Source organism: Nonomuraea sp. NPDC050790 (assembly GCF_044456745.1).
Classification (GTDB): domain Bacteria; phylum Actinomycetota; class Actinomycetes; order Streptosporangiales; family Streptosporangiaceae; genus Nonomuraea.
In genome coordinates this window covers 482,088-497,788 of sequence record NZ_JBITGF010000008.1, presented here as the reverse complement: position 1 = coordinate 497,788, position 15,701 = coordinate 482,088, and the positions used below count along the sequence as shown (strand labels likewise).

Below are 15,701 nucleotides of genomic sequence, written 5' to 3'. Positions count from 1 at the left end.
CCGCGCAGTGCGTGACCCCCGGGCTCTCCGGCTCTGGCAGGATGGTCTTGATGAAGGTACCGGGGAACAAGTTGCCGGGCCTCCGCGGCAGGAAGGTCGGCGACCTTCCCGGCCTCACGGCAGTGGCGAGAATCGACCGGCGGACGAAGAGGCTTACCAAGCGCCTCCAGCCCGGGGAAATCGCGATTATCGACCATGTCGACGTGGACCGGGTCAGCGCGGAGGCACTCGTCGCGTGCGGCGTCGCCGCCGTGGTCAACGTCGCGGCGGGGATCAGCGGGCGCTACCCCAACCTGGGGCCGCAGATCCTGATCGAGGCCGGCATCCCGTTCGTCGACAACGCCACGCCCGAGCTGTTCGAGCGGGTGGCCGACGGTGAGTCGGTCCGCGTCTGCGACGGGATCGTGTATCTCGGTGAGGAGATGGTCGGCAAGGGCGACGTCGCGACCGAGGAGACCGTCGAGGCCGCCATGGCCGAGGCACGAGCCGGACTTTCCGTGCAGATCGAGGCTTTCGCCGTCAACACGATGGAGTACGTTCGTGGTGAGGGCAGGCTTCTCATCGACGGAGTCGGCGTGCCGGAGATCCGCACCCCCATCGAGGGCAGGCACGTGCTCATCGTCGTGCGCGGGTACCACTACAAAGAGGACATCGCCACGCTCCGGCCGTACATCCGCGAATACCGCCCCGTCCTCGTCGGCGTCGACGGCGGCGCGGACGCGCTCCTGGAGGCCGGATACCTGCCCGACGTGATCATCGGCGACTTCGACTCCGTCTCCACCAAGGCCCTCACGTGCGGCGCCGAGCTCATCGTGCACGCCTACCGCGACGGCCGCGCGCCCGGCCTGGAGCGCGTGCACCAGCTCGGCCGCGAGGCCGTCATCTTCCCCGCCACCGGCACCAGCGAGGACATCGCCATGCTCCTGGCCGACGACAAGGGCGCCGAACTCATCGTCGCCGTCGGCACCCACTGGACGCTGGAGGAGTTCCTCGACAAGGGGCGCTCCGGCATGGCCAGCACCTTCCTCACCCGGCTGCGCATCGGCAGCAAGCTCATCGACGCCAAGGGCGTGAGCAGGCTCTACCGCAGCCGCATCTCCACGCAGCAGTTGCTGCTGCTGGTGGGCACCGCGCTCGTCACGATGGGCGTGGCGCTGTTCAGCTCGCCCATCGGCAAGACCTGGCTCAACGGCCAGCAAGACCTTTGGAACGCCTTCATCTTCTGGCTGGTCGGACTTTTCTCGTGATCGATTTCCGCTATCACCTCGTCTCCATCGTCGCCGTCTTCCTCGCGCTGGCGGTCGGCATCGTCATGGGCACCACGCTCCTGCAGAACCCGGCCATCGACCTGGCCAAGAAGACCACCGACGATCTGGCCAGGAACAATAGCGAGCTGCGCGCCGAGAAGGACGACCTGGCCCGGCGCCAGGCCGGCAACGACTCCTTCGTCAAGGAGATGACCCCGGTGCTGGCCCTGGTCGCGGGCGGGCTCAGCGGCCAGCGCGTGCTGATGGTCGACACGCCCGGCTCCACCGGCGCGCTGCGCGATGCGCAGCAGCAGGTGCTCGACCAGGCCGGCGCGACCGTCGGGCAGCGGGTGACGATCAGCGAGAAGTTCCTCACCGCCGACAGCGAGGCCGTGCTCGACGGCCTGGCCACCCAGCTCAAGCCCGCCGACCTCCTCTACACGCCCGGTGCGAGCGTCTACGACAAGGTCGCCCAGCTCCTGGCCACGGCCCTGACGACCGCCGATCCCACCCAGGCGGGCACACCCAACGCCGACACCGGCGCCGTGCTGGACGCGTTCGAGAAGGGCGGCTTCATCAGCGTCGAGGGCGACGTCGACAAGCGCGCCACGCTCGCGGTGATGTTCGCGCCCGACAAGCCCTTCGAGGGCGAGCGCGCCGAGATCCAGGCGGCCGCGATCGTCTCCCTAGCCGCCGGCCTTGACGCCGGCAGCAGGGGCGCGCTCGTCGCCGGCACCACGGCCGGCGTCGCCACCGGCGGCGTCATCACCGAGCTGCGCGACTCCGGCGACATCAGCCAGCGGGTCTCCAGCATCGACACCCTCGACATGCCCGCCGGCCGCGTCGTCGGCGTCTACGCCCTGCGCGAGCAGATCGCCGGCCGCGCCGGCCAGTACGGCATCGGCACCGGCGTGACCGACTTCCAGCCGCCCGTGCCCAGTCCCACCCCCGTCCCCACCTCGTCAGGGAGCTGAACCATGGCCCGTGCCCTGCTGTGCGCCCTAGCCGGAGCCGCGCTCGGCGCCGTCGCCGCCCGCGCCGCCTACACCGCCTTCACCTCGCGGGTGGCCGAGGCTCCGGAGAAGAAGGACATGCCGTCCGGCGAGGTCGTGGCCGCCGGCGGGCTGCGCGCCGCCGCCACCTGGACCCGCACCAACCACCGCGGCGAGCCGATCACGCTGCTCGAAGGCCCCGCGTTCGTGGCGGGCGCGAGCGCCGCCGCCGCACTGTCGCCCGGCCTCGATCCCCGCGTACGGCTGGCCGCCCTCCTGGCCGGAGCCGGCAGCGGTGCGCTGGGCGCCTACGACGACCTCTACGGCACCGCCTCCTCCAAGGGCTTCAAGGGCCACCTCGGCGCCCTGGCCAAGGGCGAGGTGACCAGCGGCGCCGTCAAGATCCTCGGCATCGGCGCCACCGGCCTGGCCGCCGCCGCCCTCGTCTCCCGCAGCCCCCTCGACACCCTGGCCAACGGCGCCACGATCGCCGGCGCCGCCAACCTGGCCAACCTGTTCGACCTGCGGCCGGGACGGGCCATCAAGGTGGCGCTGCTGACCGGCGGGCCGCTGCTGGCCGCCTCCTTGCTGCGCGGCTCCCCGTCGGGCGCGGCGCTGGCCGCCGTCCCGCTGGGCGCCGCCGCCGCGCTGCTGCCCGACGACCTCGGCGAGCGCGCCATGCTCGGCGACGCCGGCGCCAACGCCCTGGGCGCTCTGCTCGGCCTGGCCGCCGTCACCACGCTCGGCCGCCCCGGCCGCCTGGCCGTGCTCGGCACCGTCGCCGTCCTGACCGCCGCCTCGGAGAAGGTCTCCTTCACCAAGGTCATCGCGGGCAACCCGGTGCTCAACCGCATCGACATGCTCGGCCGCCGCCCCGCCCCGTGACCGGACGTCTGGCGCGGGGCGTCGCTGGCGGCGCGGTGCTGATCGGCGCGATCACGATCCTCGCCCGCATCACCGGCTTCGCCAAGCAGTACGCCTTCGCCCAGACCGTCGGCACCGGCTGCCTGTCCACCGCCTACTTCACCGCCAACCAGATCCCCAACATCGTCTTCGAGGTCGTGGTGGGCGGGGCCCTGGCCGGGATGGTGGTTCCCGTCCTGGCCGGCGCCGCCGCCCGCGCCCGCCCGTGGGGCGAGCCGCCGCTGGAGGAGCCCGACTCGCCGGAGGCCGCCCGCGGCGCCCAGGCCGTGGCGCCCTCGCCGGTCGAGGCCCACGCGTACGTGAGCCGTGTCTCCTCCGCGCTGCTGACCTGGGTGCTGGTCGTGCTCGTGCCGCTCGCGGTGGCCGTGGCGGTGCTGGCCGGCCCCATCGCCGGGCTGTTCTACGGCTCCACGCTGCCTGACTGCGACGTGGCGGCCGTGCGCGCCGTCACCGCGGACATGCTGGTCGTCTTCGCCCCCCAGATCCCCCTGTACGGCGTGGCCGTCGTCCTGTACGGCGTGCTCCAGGCGCACAAGCGCTTCGCCGGGCCCGCCGTGGCGCCGCTCGTGTCGAGCATCGTGGTCATCGCCGCCTACCTGGTGTTCGTCCCGGTCAGCGGCGGGGACAGCACGCCGGTCAGCCCGCTCGACGCCGGCGAGACGGTGCTGGCGGCCGGGACCAGCCTGGGCGTGCTCGCGCTCGTGCTCACCGTCGCCGGGCCCGCCTCGCGGCTGGGGATCAGGTGGCGGCCCGCGCTGCGCTTCCCCGAGGGCGTGGCCGCGCAGGTGTGCGGGCTGGCGTTCGCCGGGATCGCCGGGCTGCTGGCCCAGCAGGCGGCCATGGTCGTGGTCCTGTACCTGTCCAACGGGATCGGCGTGGGGGCGATCGCGATCTACAACTACGCGTGGGCGATCTACCTGGTGCCCTATGCGGTGCTGGCCGTACCGATCGCGACCAGTGCCTTTCCCGGGCTGTCGGCGCGGGCGGAGAGCGGCGACGCGGACGGGTTCGCCGGACTGGCCGCGCGCACGACGCGGGCGGTCGTGCTGGTGTCGGGGCTGGCGGCGGGGGCGCTGGCGGCCATGTCCGAGCCGGGCGCGCGGGTGTTCCTGCTGGGGTCGGACACGGCGGTCCCGGCCGCGGAGTTCGCGCGGACGATCGCGCTGTTCGCGCCCGGTCTGATCGGGTACGGGCTGATCGCGCACCTGAGCCGGGTGCTGTACGCCGCGGGCCGGGGCAGGCAGGTGGCCATCGGGACCGTGGCCGGATGGCTGGTGGTGATGGCGGCGCAGGCGGGGTTCGTGCTGGTGCTGCCGGCCGGCTGGGAGATCGCCGGGATGGCGGCGGGCATGAGCCTGGGGATGAGCGTGGGCGGTGGCTGGCTGCTGGTGTCGGTGATCCGGGCACGCGGGCGGGCGGCGGTCGCGGGGCTGGCCCGCGCGGTCGGTGCGGCGGTGGCGGGGGGTGTCGCGGGGTTCCTGGCGGGCGCGTGGGCGGCGGGGCTGGTCGGGGCGGAAGGGCTCTGGCCGCTGCTGGGCGCGACGGTGCTGGGCGGGGCGCTCGCGGTCGCGGTCGGGGGCGCGGTGGCGGCGCTGCTGGACCGCGGCGACGCCCGCGCGCTGGCGGAGATGGCGACACGACGCTGACACGGGCGTCTCGCCGCGGAAGAGCTGGGCGGACGGTTGAGCTGGGCGGACGGTTGAGCTGGGACACAACGACGAGTGAGCCAGTCCAAGCGGACGGTGGAGTTGATCTGTGCGGGCGGTCTGAGCCTCGGTCTGTTCGGGTGGTTTGAGTCGGTCTGTGCGGGCGGTTTAGGAGCCGGTCCGTGCGGGTGGTTTGGGTCTTTTGGGTTGATGAGGGAGAGGGGTGGCGGCGTGCGGGTGGTGTTCGTGCTGGGGACCACGTCCGGCGGGACCGGGCGGCACGTGCTCATGCTGGCGGACGGTCTGCTGCGGCGCGGGCACCAGGTGGTGGTCGCCGGGCCCGCGGCGGTCGGCGAGGCGTTCGGGTTCGGCGCGGCGGGGGCACGCTTCGCCGAGGTCGCCGTCTCCGACCGGCCGCACCCGGCCCGCGACCTGGCCGCGGTCGCCGCGATCCGCCGCATCACCCGCGAGGCGGACCTCGTGCACGCCCACGGGCTGCGCGCGGGCGCCCTCGCGGTCCTGGCCGGGCTCGGCCGTACCCGGCCCTCGCTGGTGGTGACGCTGCACAACGCGCTCACCGCGGGCGGGTTCGTCGGCGCGGTCCACGGCGTGCTGGAGCGGATCGTCGCGCGGGGCGCCCGCACCGTGCTCGTCGTCTCACCCGACCTGGGCGAGCGGATGAGCGCGCTCGGCGCCAGGGACGTGCGCCCCGCCGTGGTGCCCGCTCCCGTGCCCAGGCCGCCCGCGCGCGCCGCCGGGCAGGTGCGCGAGGAACTCGGCGCCGGCGAGCGGCCCGTGGTGCTGACGGTCGCGCGGCTCGCGCAGCAGAAGGGGCTGGAGTTCCTGCTGGACGTGGCGGCCGGTCCGTGGGGCGCGCGGCAGCCGCTGTTCGCGATCGCGGGGGAGGGGCCGCTGAGGCAGGAGCTCCAGGAACGCGTGGAGAAGGAGGAGCTGCCCGTGCGGCTGCTGGGAAACCGCGGCGACGTGCCCGACCTGCTGGCCGCGGCCGAGGTCGTGTTCTGGCCGAGCCGCTGGGAGGGGCAGCCGCTCAGCCTCAGCGAGGCGCTCATGGCGGGCCGCCCGGTGGTGGCCACCGACGTGGGCGGCATCCCCGGCCTGCTGGGGGGTGCCGGGACGCTGGTGCCGTACGGGGACGTGGGCGCGGCGCGCGCGGCCGTACGGGAGCTGCTGGAGGAGCCCGGCGCGGCGCGGCGGCAGGCTCGGGCGGCCGCGGAAAGGGGCGCGGAGCTGCCCCGGGACGACGACGCGGTGGACGCGGTCCTGCGCGTATACGACGCGTGAAGATCCTCGGGATGATTAGGAGGGCCCTGCGCGTTCTCCTATACTGCTTTGGTTAGGGGAGGGGAGTATCCCTTCGCGGCAGCCTCGTCATCACGGTGTAGCCCCGCTCCACGGGGCCCCCGGGGCTGCCGGTCGGCCCACGGGTCCGGCGGGAGAGACCTCCGGCTGTCAGTCATGCGTGCCGGAGGTATATCAACGTGACCGTACCCGTGTGGGCCTGGATCGCCGTGATCGGCGGGCTTCTCCTGGTCATCGCCATTGATCTGTGGATCGTCGACCGCGGTGAAGCCCGCGAGTTCTCCATGCGGCAGGCGACCTACTGGGTCTCCTTCTACGTGCTGCTGGCGATCGCCTTCGGAATCCTGCTGTGGGTGACCGAGGGAGGCGGCAAGGCCGGAGAGTTCTTCGCCGGCTACATCACCGAATACAGCCTGAGCATCGACAACCTCTTCATCTTCTTCATCATCATGAGCCGCTTCGCGGTGCCGAAGCAGTACCAGCACAAGGTGCTGCTGGTCGGCATCCTGATGGCCCTGGTCATGCGCGGCATCTTCATCGCGCTGGGCGCGGCGGCCCTGGAGCGTTTCAGCTGGCTCTTCTACGTCTTCGGCGCCTTCCTGGTCTACACCGCGATCAACATCGTCCGCCAGCACCTCAAGGGCGACGACGAGGACTTCCAGGAGAACGCGGTGCTGCGCTGGGTGCGCAGGGCGTTCCCGACCACGCCCGACTACGTCGGCTCCAAGGTCATGGTCAAGATCGACGGCCGGCGCCTGGTCACCCCGATGCTCATCGTCATGGTCGCCATCGGCACCACCGACCTGCTGTTCGCCCTCGACTCCATCCCCGCCATCTTCGGGCTCACCAAGGACCCGTTCATCGTCTTCACCGCCAACGCGTTCGCCCTGATGGGCCTGCGCCAGCTCTACTTCCTGCTCGGCGGCCTGCTGCAGCGTCTGGTCTACATCAGCTACGGCTTGGCGTTCATCCTCGGCTTCATCGGGGTTAAGCTGGTTCTGGAGGCTCTGCACGCCAGCAAGATCTCCTGGGCGCCCACGGTGCCCATCGAGCTGTCGCTCTCGGTCATCGGCGCCACGATGGTCATCACCACGGTCGCCAGCCTGCTCAAGTCCCGCAGCGACGCGCGCAAGGGCGTGGAAAGCACTAGCCAGAGCGGGGCTAGCTAAAAGGCGTTCTAGGCGCTTTGCTGTGTCTAGTTGCGTCGTGTCATAGTTGCAAGTTCTGTAACATCACGGCAAAGCGCCCGTTCGTTCACCACTCCAAAGGTTGTCCGTGTCAGACGATTCAGCTAAGACCGCCCGCGTGCGCCTGGCGCGCGGGGTGTCCCCGTGGCTCCTCCCGACCGTGGCGGCAGCCGCCGCGACCACGCTGCTCACCCGCAAGGACAAGCGCTGGGCGCTGGCCGCCGTGCCGCTGACCGCACTCACGGGCGGCATGCTCTGGTTCTTCCGCGACCCCGACCGGGCGCCCGGTCAGGGACGGATCCTCTCGCCCGCCGACGGCGTGGTGCAGAGCATCGACCCGTGGCCGGACGGCCGGACCCGGGTGGCGATCTTCATGAGCCCGCTGAACGTGCACGTCAACCGGGCGCCTCTTGCGGGAACCGTCACCTCCGTGCAGCATGTGGCGGGTGGGTTCCTGCCGGCATTCAACAAGGACAGCGACCAGAACGAACGCGTGGTGTGGCATTTCGAGACCACGCTCGGCGACATCGAGATGGTGCAGATCGCGGGCGCGGTGGCGCGCAGGATCGTGCCGTACCTGAGCGCGGGGGCCAAGGTCACCCAGACCGAGCGGATCGGCCTGATCCGGTTCGGCTCGCGCGTGGACATCTACCTTCCCGAAGGAATCACGCCCGCGGTCGCCGTGGGCGAGAAGACGGCTGCGGGGGTGACCCGAATTGACCACGGCTGACGCAGGCGGCTGGCAAGCAGACGACGACGAGCCCCGGGGCCCCGTCGGCAAGGCGTTCCGTCTGTCCGCCGCCGACTCCCTGTCGCTGGGCAACGCGCTGTGCGGCTTCCTGGCCGTGTGCGTGCTGGCCACCTCGGCCGTCAGTTCCCTCCAGGCGAACAAGGGCCTGGTGATCCAGCCCGGCTTCTTCGCCACCGCCGTGGTGCTGCTGCTCATCGGCGCCACCTGCGACCTGTTCGACGGCCTGGTGGCGCGGCGCTTCCGCGCCTCGGCGATGGGCGCCGAGCTCGACAACCTCGCCGACGTCATCAGCTTCGGCTTCGCGCCCGCCTTCATGGTGGTGATCTGGGGCGGCTTCAATGGCTCCGTGCCCATCTGGTGGGTGCTGACCGCCGCCGCGTCCGTGCTCATCGCCGGCGTCGTACGGCTGGCCCGCTTCGCCTGCGTGAAGACCAAGAGCGGCGACTTCATGGGCCTGCCCATCCCCATGGGCTGCATGACCGTCATCTCGATCGTCATGCTGTTCGAGGCGAACGTCTGGTCGCTGCTGGCGGTCCTCGGCGTGTCCTGGCTGATGGTCAGCCGCGTGGAGTACCCGAAGCCCAAGGGCCAGCTCGCCGCCGTCGTCCTCGGCTGGATCATGGTCAACGTCGCGTTCCTGACCTTCTGGGTGGCCTTCCCCCAGGGCGGCGACCTGCCGATCAAGATCGGGGCGACCATGCAGATCGCGCTCGTGGCGGCGATCCCGCTGCGGATGCTCTTCTACAAGCGCGAGCAGCGCAAGGATGCCCACCGCGTCAACTGAGTACTCCTCAAGTCGCGCGCCATCGGCTTTGATGGAGGCATGGCGCGCGAACACACTCGCACGTACTTCCTCGGCAAGCTGGCGAGGGAGCTGGAGTTCCGTGGCCTCGACGCCACGCTGCGCGCCGACCCGCCCTCGTTGCGGGTCGGCGACCCCGGTGCCCGGCTGCTGACCGAGACGGTGGACTGCGTCCCGATCGCGGAAGGCTGGTACTACCGCTGGTCGTGGGGCGAGGTGGTGGAGTCGACCACCAACCCCGCCGAGGCCGCCGACCGGATCGCCCGGATCCTCGGGCCTATCCCGTAGCTCAGCGGCTCACCACCCCCGCGCCTTCCACTCCGGCAGCGACGGGCGCTCGGCGCCCAGGGTGGTGTCCTTGCCGTGGCCGGGGTAGACCCAGGTCTCGTCGGGCAGCCGGTCGAAGATCCGCTCGGTCACGTCGGTGTAGAGCTGGGTGAAGCGCTCGGCGTCGTCCCACGTGTTGCCGACGCCGCCGGGGAACAGCGAGTCACCGGTGAACAGGTGCTTCTCCGCACCGCCGCCGTCGTAGAGCAGCGCGATCGAGCCGGGCGTGTGGCCGCGCAGGTGGATGACCTCCAGCGTGAGCACGCCCACCGTGATGCGGTCGCCGTGCTCGACCTGGCGGGCCGTCTCGACGGGCAGCGCGGGCGCGTCGAGCGGGTGGGCGATCACCTGGGCGCCCGTGACCTTCGCCACCTGCTCCAGCGCCTGCCAGTGGTCGCCGTGCTGGTGGGTGGTGACGATCGTGCTGATCGGCTGCTCGTCCACCAGCGCCAGCAGCCGGTCGGCCTCGGCGGCGGCGTCGATGAGCAGCCCGTCGCCGGTCTCGGTGCAGCGCAGCAGGTAGGCGTTGTTGTCGAAGGGGCCGACGGCGAGCTTGGCGATGCTCAGCGCGGGCAGTTGCCGCACATCGGCAGGACCGCCGACCGTGACGTCGCCGGTGTAGGTCATGAGGTCTCCTCGGGCCCGATCACGGATAGTCGTCGGGGGGCGCCGCCGGAAGGCCGGGCGGGGCCGGCAGGCTCAGCCAGGGCGGCGGCTCTGGAACGGCGTGCCCCTCGCGCACCACCCTAATCCCCTCGCCACGCGAGCGACCCGTGAGCCAGGCGAGCACGTCGGCGGGCGCACCGGCCACCGCGGGGCCTTCGCCGAGGCCATGCCACGTGTCAGAGGGCTCGCCCAGGAGGGTGATCTCGCCGACCGCGCTCCTCCCGTACGGCCAGCACGCCCGGCAGTCGTGCAGCTCGCGCCGGACGAACGCGGCCGGCCAGTCCGCGGGCCCGTATCCCGCGCCCAGGTCGGCGTGGTGGATCTCCAGCTCCCTGATCCGCCGGACCAGGACGTACCAGGCGGGGTGCCAGGGCGGGCGCAGCGCGCGGACCATGCCGCTCCACGCCTGCGCGGGGTGGTCGCGGATGGCGCGCGAGAGCCGTACCGCGCCGTCTTCCAGGTCGGCGAGGTGTTCCGCCGGGGTACGGCCGGCGCCGCCCTCGATGCCGGCGGCCCGGGCGGCCGTCGACGGGTACTGGGGTGTCTCGACCCCGGTCCTGGCCCAGGCGAGGAGGTTGAGCAGGCCGTCGGCGTTGCGGGCGAGGTGGGCCAGGACGTGGCCGCGGGTCCAGCCGGGCAGGTTCGACGGCGCGGACAGCTCGCCGGGCGACAGTCCGGCCGCGGTGGCCAGGAGACGGTTGGTGGCTGCCGTGATCTCTGAGTGGAGCGCGGGGATGACCGTCATGGCCGCCATTCCAGCAGGCCGTGGCGCGTCTTCACCAGCGGCCTGGGCCGTACGTGGGCATAAAGGCGCAGGTCGCGCGGTTGACTTCGAAAGAGCGCCTGCCCTCGGGGCGGGAGGCCGTAGTCTGAATGGGACGGATTTTCGGGGGCCGTGGAGCGGGCCGCCGAAATTGTCGGTGCCCCCATCTACTATCCCCGTGGACCTATCCGTTTATCGACTTCCGGGATCGCCGTGGCTGACCGCCTGATCGTGCGTGGAGCACGAGAGCACAACCTCAAGGACGTCTCGCTGGACCTGCCGCGAGACTCGCTGATCGTCTTCACCGGCCTTTCCGGATCGGGAAAGTCCAGCCTGGCCTTCGACACGATCTTCGCCGAGGGTCAGCGGCGCTACGTCGAGTCCCTGTCGGCCTACGCCCGCCAGTTCCTCGGCCAGATGGACAAGCCGGACGTCGACTTCATCGAGGGCCTGTCGCCCGCGGTGTCCATCGACCAGAAGGCCACCAGCAAGAACCCCCGCTCGACCGTCGGCACGATCACCGAGGTCTACGACTACCTGCGCCTGCTGTGGGCGCGCATCGGCAAGCCCCACTGCCCGGTCTGCGCGCGGCCGATCGCCAGGCAGATGCCGCAGCAGATCGTCGACCGCGTGATGGACCTGGAGGAGGGCACCCGCTTCCAGGTGCTCGCGCCGGTCATCAGGGGCCGCAAGGGCGAGTACGGGGAGCTGTTCCGCGAGCTGCAGACCAAGGGCTTCGCCCGCGCCCGCGTCGACGGCACCGTGGTCAGGCTGGAGGAGCCGCCGACGCTCAAGAAGTACGAGAAGCACGACATCGAGGTCATCGTGGACCGCCTGTCGGTCAAGGAGTCGGCGCGGCGGCGGCTCACCGACTCGGTCGAGACCGCGCTGCAACTGTCCGGTGGCACGATCACGCTGGAGTTCGTCGACCTGCCCGAGGGCGACCCCGGCCGTGAGCGCTTCTACTCCGAGCACCTCTACTGTCCCTACGACGACCTGTCGTTCGAGGAGCTGGAGCCGCGCTCGTTCTCCTTCAATTCGCCCTTCGGCGCCTGCCCCGAGTGCACGGGCCTCGGGACGAAGATGGAGGTCGACCCCGACCTCGTCGTACCCGATCCGGAGAAGACGCTGCGCGACGGCGCGTTGCACCCGTGGTCGGGCGGCCACACGAGCGAGTACTTCATCCGGCTGACCGAGGCGCTCGGCCACACCATGGGCTTCACGCTCGACACGGCCTGGGAGAAGCTGCCGAAGAAGGCGCAGAAGTCGCTGCTGTTCGGCCACGACGAGCAGGTCCACGTCCGCTACAGCAACAGGTACGGCCGCCAGCGCTCCTACTACACCACCTACGAGGGCGTCATCTCGTGGGTGCAGCGCCGCCACGCCGAGGCCGAGAGCGACGCCACGCGCGAGCGCTTCGAGGGCTACATGCGCGAGATCCCGTGCCCGGCCTGCGACGGCAAGCGCCTCAAGCCGGTCACGCTGGCCGTGACCGTCGCCGACATGTCGATCGCCGACGTGGCGAGCATGTCCATCGGCGAGTGCGCGAAGTTCCTGGCCGGGCTGAAGCTGTCCGACCGCGACATGCACATCGCCGAGCGGGTGGTCAAGGAGATCAACGCCCGGATGGGCTTCCTGCTCGACGTCGGCCTCGACTACCTGTCCATGGACCGCGCCGCCGCCACCCTGGCGGGCGGCGAGGCGCAGCGCATCCGCCTGGCCACGCAGATCGGCTCCGGCCTGGTCGGCGTGCTGTACGTCCTGGACGAGCCGTCCATCGGCCTGCACCAGCGCGACAACATGCGCCTGCTCGACACCCTCATCAGGCTGCGCGACATGGGCAACACGCTGATCGTCGTCGAGCACGACGAGGACACGATCGCCGCCGCCGACTGGGTGGTCGACATCGGTCCCGGCGCGGGCGAGCACGGCGGGCAGGTGGTCGTCTCCGGTACCGTGCAGGACCTGCTGTCCAGCGAGGAGTCGATGACCGGCGCGTACCTGTCGGGCCGCAGGTCCATAGCCATCCCGGCCAAGCGCCGCAAGCGCGACAAGAAGCGTCAGATCACGGTGAAGGGCGCCCGCGAGCACAACCTCAAGGGCGTCGACATCGACTTCCCGCTGGGCATGTTCACCGCGGTCACCGGAGTGTCGGGCTCGGGCAAGTCGACGCTGGTCAACGACATCCTCTACAACGCGCTGGCCAAGGAGCTCAACGGCGCCCGCACGGTGCCAGGCCGCCACGCCAGGATCAACGGCATGGACCAGGTCGACAAGGTCGTCCACGTCGACCAGTCGCCGATCGGGCGCACCCCGCGCTCCAACCCGGCCACCTACACCGGCGTCTTCGACCACGTCCGCAAGCTGTTCGCGGCCACGACCGAGGCCAAGGTCCGCGGCTACCAGCCGGGCCGCTTCAGCTTCAACGTCAAGGGCGGGCGCTGCGAGGCGTGCGCCGGAGACGGCACCATCAAGATCGAGATGAACTTCCTGCCGGACGTCTACGTCCCGTGCGAGGTCTGCCACGGCGCCCGCTACAACCGCGAGACGCTGGAGGTCCACTACAAGGGCAAGACCATCTCCGAGGTGCTCGACATGCCGATCGAGGAGGCCCTCGGCTTCTTCGACGCGATCCCGGCGATCAAGCGCCACCTGCAGACGCTCAACGACGTCGGCCTCGGCTACGTCCGGCTCGGCCAGCCCGCCACCACGCTGTCGGGCGGCGAGGCCCAGCGGGTCAAGCTCGCCTCGGAGCTCCAGCGCCGCCAGACCGGGCGGACGATCTACGTGCTCGACGAGCCCACCACCGGCCTGCACTTCGAGGACATCCGGCGCCTGCTCGGCGTCCTCGGGCGGCTGGTCGACGGCGGCAACACGGTGATCGTCATCGAGCACAACCTCGACGTCATCAAGACGGCCGACTGGGTGATCGACATGGGCCCGGAGGGTGGGTCCAGGGGCGGCACGCTGGTGGCGTCGGGCACGCCGGAAGAGGTCGCGGCGGTGGAGGAGAGCCACACCGGGCGCTTCCTGCGCAAGATCCTTTCCGTCTGAGTGACCTCCCCTGTGCGGCCGGCGCGAGCCGCACAGGGGCCTTTCAGCGGCGGCGCCTGGCCGCCGTGCGTTCCAGCCACCACTCGGCGGCAAGCAGGGGCAGCACCCATCCCATCCAGATGCTCAGCCCCGCGACCGTCTGGGCGGCGTGCTCAGGCGTGCCGCCGAGCGAGTCCGGAGGCAGGAAGATCACGGCCAGCGCGCCCCAGATCCGGTTGGTGATGATCGACATGGTCAGGGCGAAGCTGCGGATCATCCAGCGGCGGTGGTCGGCGAAGCGCCGCCGCCTGGCCATGCGCCACCCGGCCAGGGTGCACCCGAGCCACAGCAGCGCCAGCAGGACGTTGCCGGCCCGCGCCACGTGCCCGAACGGCGTCGCCGCGCCCACGACCAGCCCGAGCAGCCCCGCGGGCAGGACCCCGGCCAGCACGTACACGCGGCCCGCGTACCGGTGCGCCACCGGGTGACGGCCCCTGAACCACGGCCAGATCTGCAGGCAGCACGTGATCATGGCGATCGACCCGAAGATGACATGTAGGGCCAGCACGGGGAAGTGCGGCGGGAAGAAGTCCGGCGCCGGCACCCGGGACCCGGCCTCGTCGAACGTGGCGTACGGCGGCAGGGAGAAGGCCACGAACGCCACCGCCACCACGGCGAGCGGGGCGATCCAGGGCCGCCGCCACCAGCGCATGCGAGGCGGGGCCGGTGGCGTGGGCGGGCTCACGGTGTCGGTCACGACTGCTCCTTAGTGGTCGGCGCTGACGCTTGAGGGGGCAGGACGGGGTGGCGACGAGGCGTTGCCTTGCCGGAGGCTTGAAGTCACGCGGTGTGTCCGCGTTCAGAGTCGGGCGGATCACTGACCGTCCGCCTACCACCCGCTGACGGGACCGCCCTCGGCGGCCAATAGATTGGTGCGACGGGTAATGACCTGGCCTGTTGGGGGTCAGCGGCGACGCGGAAGGGTCGGGAAATGACAGGTTCTGAGCGTGATGTCGCCATGCCGGAAATCGGGCGCAGGACGGTGCTGGGCGCGGCGGGCGTGGCCGCGTGCGGCGTGGCGCTGGCCGGATGCGGCGGCGAGTCCGGGGCCCCCGCGCCGGGCATCAAGGGCAAGGAGATCGCCAAGGCGGCCGACGTGCCCGTGGGCGGCGGCAAGGTGATCTCCAAGTGGAAGATCGTGGTGACCCAGCCGACGGCCGGCGTCTACAAGGCGTTCAGCGCCGCGTGCACGCACAAGGGCTGCGCGGTCGCCTCGCCCAAGGAAGGCGTCATGACCTGCCCGTGCCACGGCAGCGAGTTCGACGCCAATGACGGCAAGTGCCTCAAGGGGCCGGCCACCGCGCCTCTGGCCGCCTACCAGGTCAAGCTTCAGGGCGACGGGATCGTCATCGTCTGAACGGGTAATTGTGCGTGGTTCCCGGGATCCGCGCGCTTCAGGCTGAACCGGTGCCGGTGCGCCGGCCGTACCTGAAGTGAGCAAACGACCCGGGAGGACCGGATATGGCGGAGACGACACGCAGGGCCGTGGTGCTGGGCGCCGGCGCGGCGATGCTGACCGCGTGCGCGGGATATGGGCAGCCGGCCGGCGAGGACGCGGCCGCGCCGAGTTCCGAGGCGCCGAGCTACGGCGCCACGGAACCCAAGAAGAGCAAGAAGCCGGCCGCCGGCGGCAAGGCGCTGGCGGCGACCGCCGACATCCCCGAGGGCGGCGGCAAGGTCTTCGAGAGCCAGAAGATCGTCGTCACGCAGCCGACCGCGGGGGAGTTCAGGGCGTTCAGCGCGACGTGCACGCACGCGGGCTGCACGATCGCCGACGTCGCGGACGGCACGATCAACTGTCCCTGCCACGGCAGCAAGTACGACATCTCCGACGGGTCGGTCACCGGCGGTCCCGCGCCGGACCCGCTGCCCAAGAAGAAGATCACGGTGGACGGCGACCAGATCAGGCTTGCCTGAATTTCATGAATTTCTCACGCGGGTACGGTTGTGTGTCCCGCATGGGAGATGACCTTCAGAGCCGTA

At 71.2% G+C, this 15,701-nt stretch carries 15 protein-coding genes; 12 read left to right on the top strand and 3 right to left on the bottom strand.

Features of this window, described 5'->3' with window-relative positions; genetic code table 11:
- Positions 1–50 precede the first annotated feature (50 nt).
- From steA to ACIBEJ_RS38480, 9 genes are all read left to right on the top strand, one after another.
- A complete protein-coding gene (steA, locus tag ACIBEJ_RS38520; RefSeq protein ID WP_397187871.1) occupies positions 51–1,247 on the top strand; it encodes a putative cytokinetic ring protein SteA in 1,197 nt (398 codons plus the stop codon).
- Positions 1,244–2,221 (top strand): copper transporter, encoded by a 978-nt coding sequence (locus tag ACIBEJ_RS38515; RefSeq protein WP_397187870.1) that lies wholly within the window; start codon positions 1,244–1,246, stop codon positions 2,219–2,221. Before steA ends, ACIBEJ_RS38515 begins: the two co-directional genes overlap by 4 nt.
- A gap of 3 nt (positions 2,222–2,224) precedes the next feature.
- Positions 2,225–3,124, top strand: a complete 900-nt coding sequence (locus ACIBEJ_RS38510; protein WP_397187869.1) for a hypothetical protein — start codon at positions 2,225–2,227, stop codon at positions 3,122–3,124.
- A complete protein-coding gene (gene murJ / locus ACIBEJ_RS38505; protein ID WP_397187868.1) occupies positions 3,121–4,809 on the top strand; it encodes a murein biosynthesis integral membrane protein MurJ in 1,689 nt (562 codons plus the stop codon). The genes ACIBEJ_RS38510 and murJ overlap by 4 nt, the downstream gene beginning before the upstream one ends.
- 210 nt (positions 4,810–5,019) lie before the next feature.
- Positions 5,020–6,111, top strand: coding sequence for a glycosyltransferase family 4 protein (locus ACIBEJ_RS38500; RefSeq protein ID WP_397187867.1), 1,092 nt, complete (start codon positions 5,020–5,022; stop codon positions 6,109–6,111).
- Between the two features lie 197 nt (positions 6,112–6,308).
- The gene (locus tag ACIBEJ_RS38495) at positions 6,309–7,298 is read left to right on the top strand and encodes a TerC family protein (protein WP_397187866.1); all 990 of its coding nucleotides are present in this window, start codon (positions 6,309–6,311) and stop codon (positions 7,296–7,298) included.
- Between the two features lie 106 nt (positions 7,299–7,404).
- Positions 7,405–8,046 carry a phosphatidylserine decarboxylase gene (locus ACIBEJ_RS38490; protein WP_397187865.1) on the top strand — a complete coding sequence of 214 codons (642 nt, stop codon included), beginning with the start codon at positions 7,405–7,407 and terminating at the stop codon, positions 8,044–8,046.
- Entirely contained in the window at positions 8,033–8,851 is an 819-nt protein-coding gene (gene pssA / locus ACIBEJ_RS38485) for a CDP-diacylglycerol--serine O-phosphatidyltransferase (protein ID WP_397187864.1), read from the top strand. Before ACIBEJ_RS38490 ends, pssA begins: the two co-directional genes overlap by 14 nt.
- A 39-nt stretch (positions 8,852–8,890) precedes the next feature.
- On the top strand, positions 8,891–9,157 hold the full coding sequence (locus ACIBEJ_RS38480) for a hypothetical protein (protein ID WP_184974073.1): 267 nt from the start codon (positions 8,891–8,893) through the stop codon (positions 9,155–9,157).
- Between the two features lie 9 nt (positions 9,158–9,166).
- On the opposite strand, the gene ACIBEJ_RS38475 is transcribed toward ACIBEJ_RS38480, so the two are convergent.
- Entirely contained in the window at positions 9,167–9,823 is a 657-nt protein-coding gene (locus ACIBEJ_RS38475; RefSeq protein ID WP_397187863.1) for an MBL fold metallo-hydrolase, read from the bottom strand.
- 19 nt (positions 9,824–9,842) lie between these two features.
- The gene (locus ACIBEJ_RS38470; RefSeq protein ID WP_397187862.1) at positions 9,843–10,607 is read right to left on the bottom strand and encodes a maleylpyruvate isomerase family mycothiol-dependent enzyme; all 765 of its coding nucleotides are present in this window, start codon (positions 10,605–10,607) and stop codon (positions 9,843–9,845) included.
- Positions 10,608–10,838: 231 nt separating this feature from the next.
- Here ACIBEJ_RS38470 and uvrA point away from each other — a divergent pair, with 231 nt between their 5' ends.
- Positions 10,839–13,679, top strand: coding sequence for an excinuclease ABC subunit UvrA (gene uvrA / locus ACIBEJ_RS38465; RefSeq protein ID WP_397187861.1), 2,841 nt, complete (start codon positions 10,839–10,841; stop codon positions 13,677–13,679).
- 43 nt (positions 13,680–13,722) lie between these two features.
- Here uvrA and ACIBEJ_RS38460 read toward each other — a convergent pair whose 3' ends face one another.
- Positions 13,723–14,415 carry a DUF2306 domain-containing protein gene (locus ACIBEJ_RS38460; RefSeq protein ID WP_397187860.1) on the bottom strand — a complete coding sequence of 231 codons (693 nt, stop codon included), beginning with the start codon at positions 14,413–14,415 and terminating at the stop codon, positions 13,723–13,725.
- A 234-nt stretch (positions 14,416–14,649) separates the two neighbouring features.
- On the opposite strand from ACIBEJ_RS38460, the gene ACIBEJ_RS38455 reads away from it, so the two are divergent.
- Together ACIBEJ_RS38455 and ACIBEJ_RS38450 are read left to right on the top strand one after the other, a co-directional pair.
- Positions 14,650–15,075 (top strand): Rieske (2Fe-2S) protein, encoded by a 426-nt coding sequence (locus ACIBEJ_RS38455; RefSeq protein ID WP_397187859.1) that lies wholly within the window; start codon positions 14,650–14,652, stop codon positions 15,073–15,075.
- A gap of 104 nt (positions 15,076–15,179) precedes the next feature.
- Complete coding sequence (locus ACIBEJ_RS38450; protein ID WP_397187858.1) at positions 15,180–15,635, top strand: Rieske (2Fe-2S) protein; 456 nt, start codon at positions 15,180–15,182, stop codon at positions 15,633–15,635.
- Positions 15,636–15,701 lie beyond the last annotated feature (66 nt).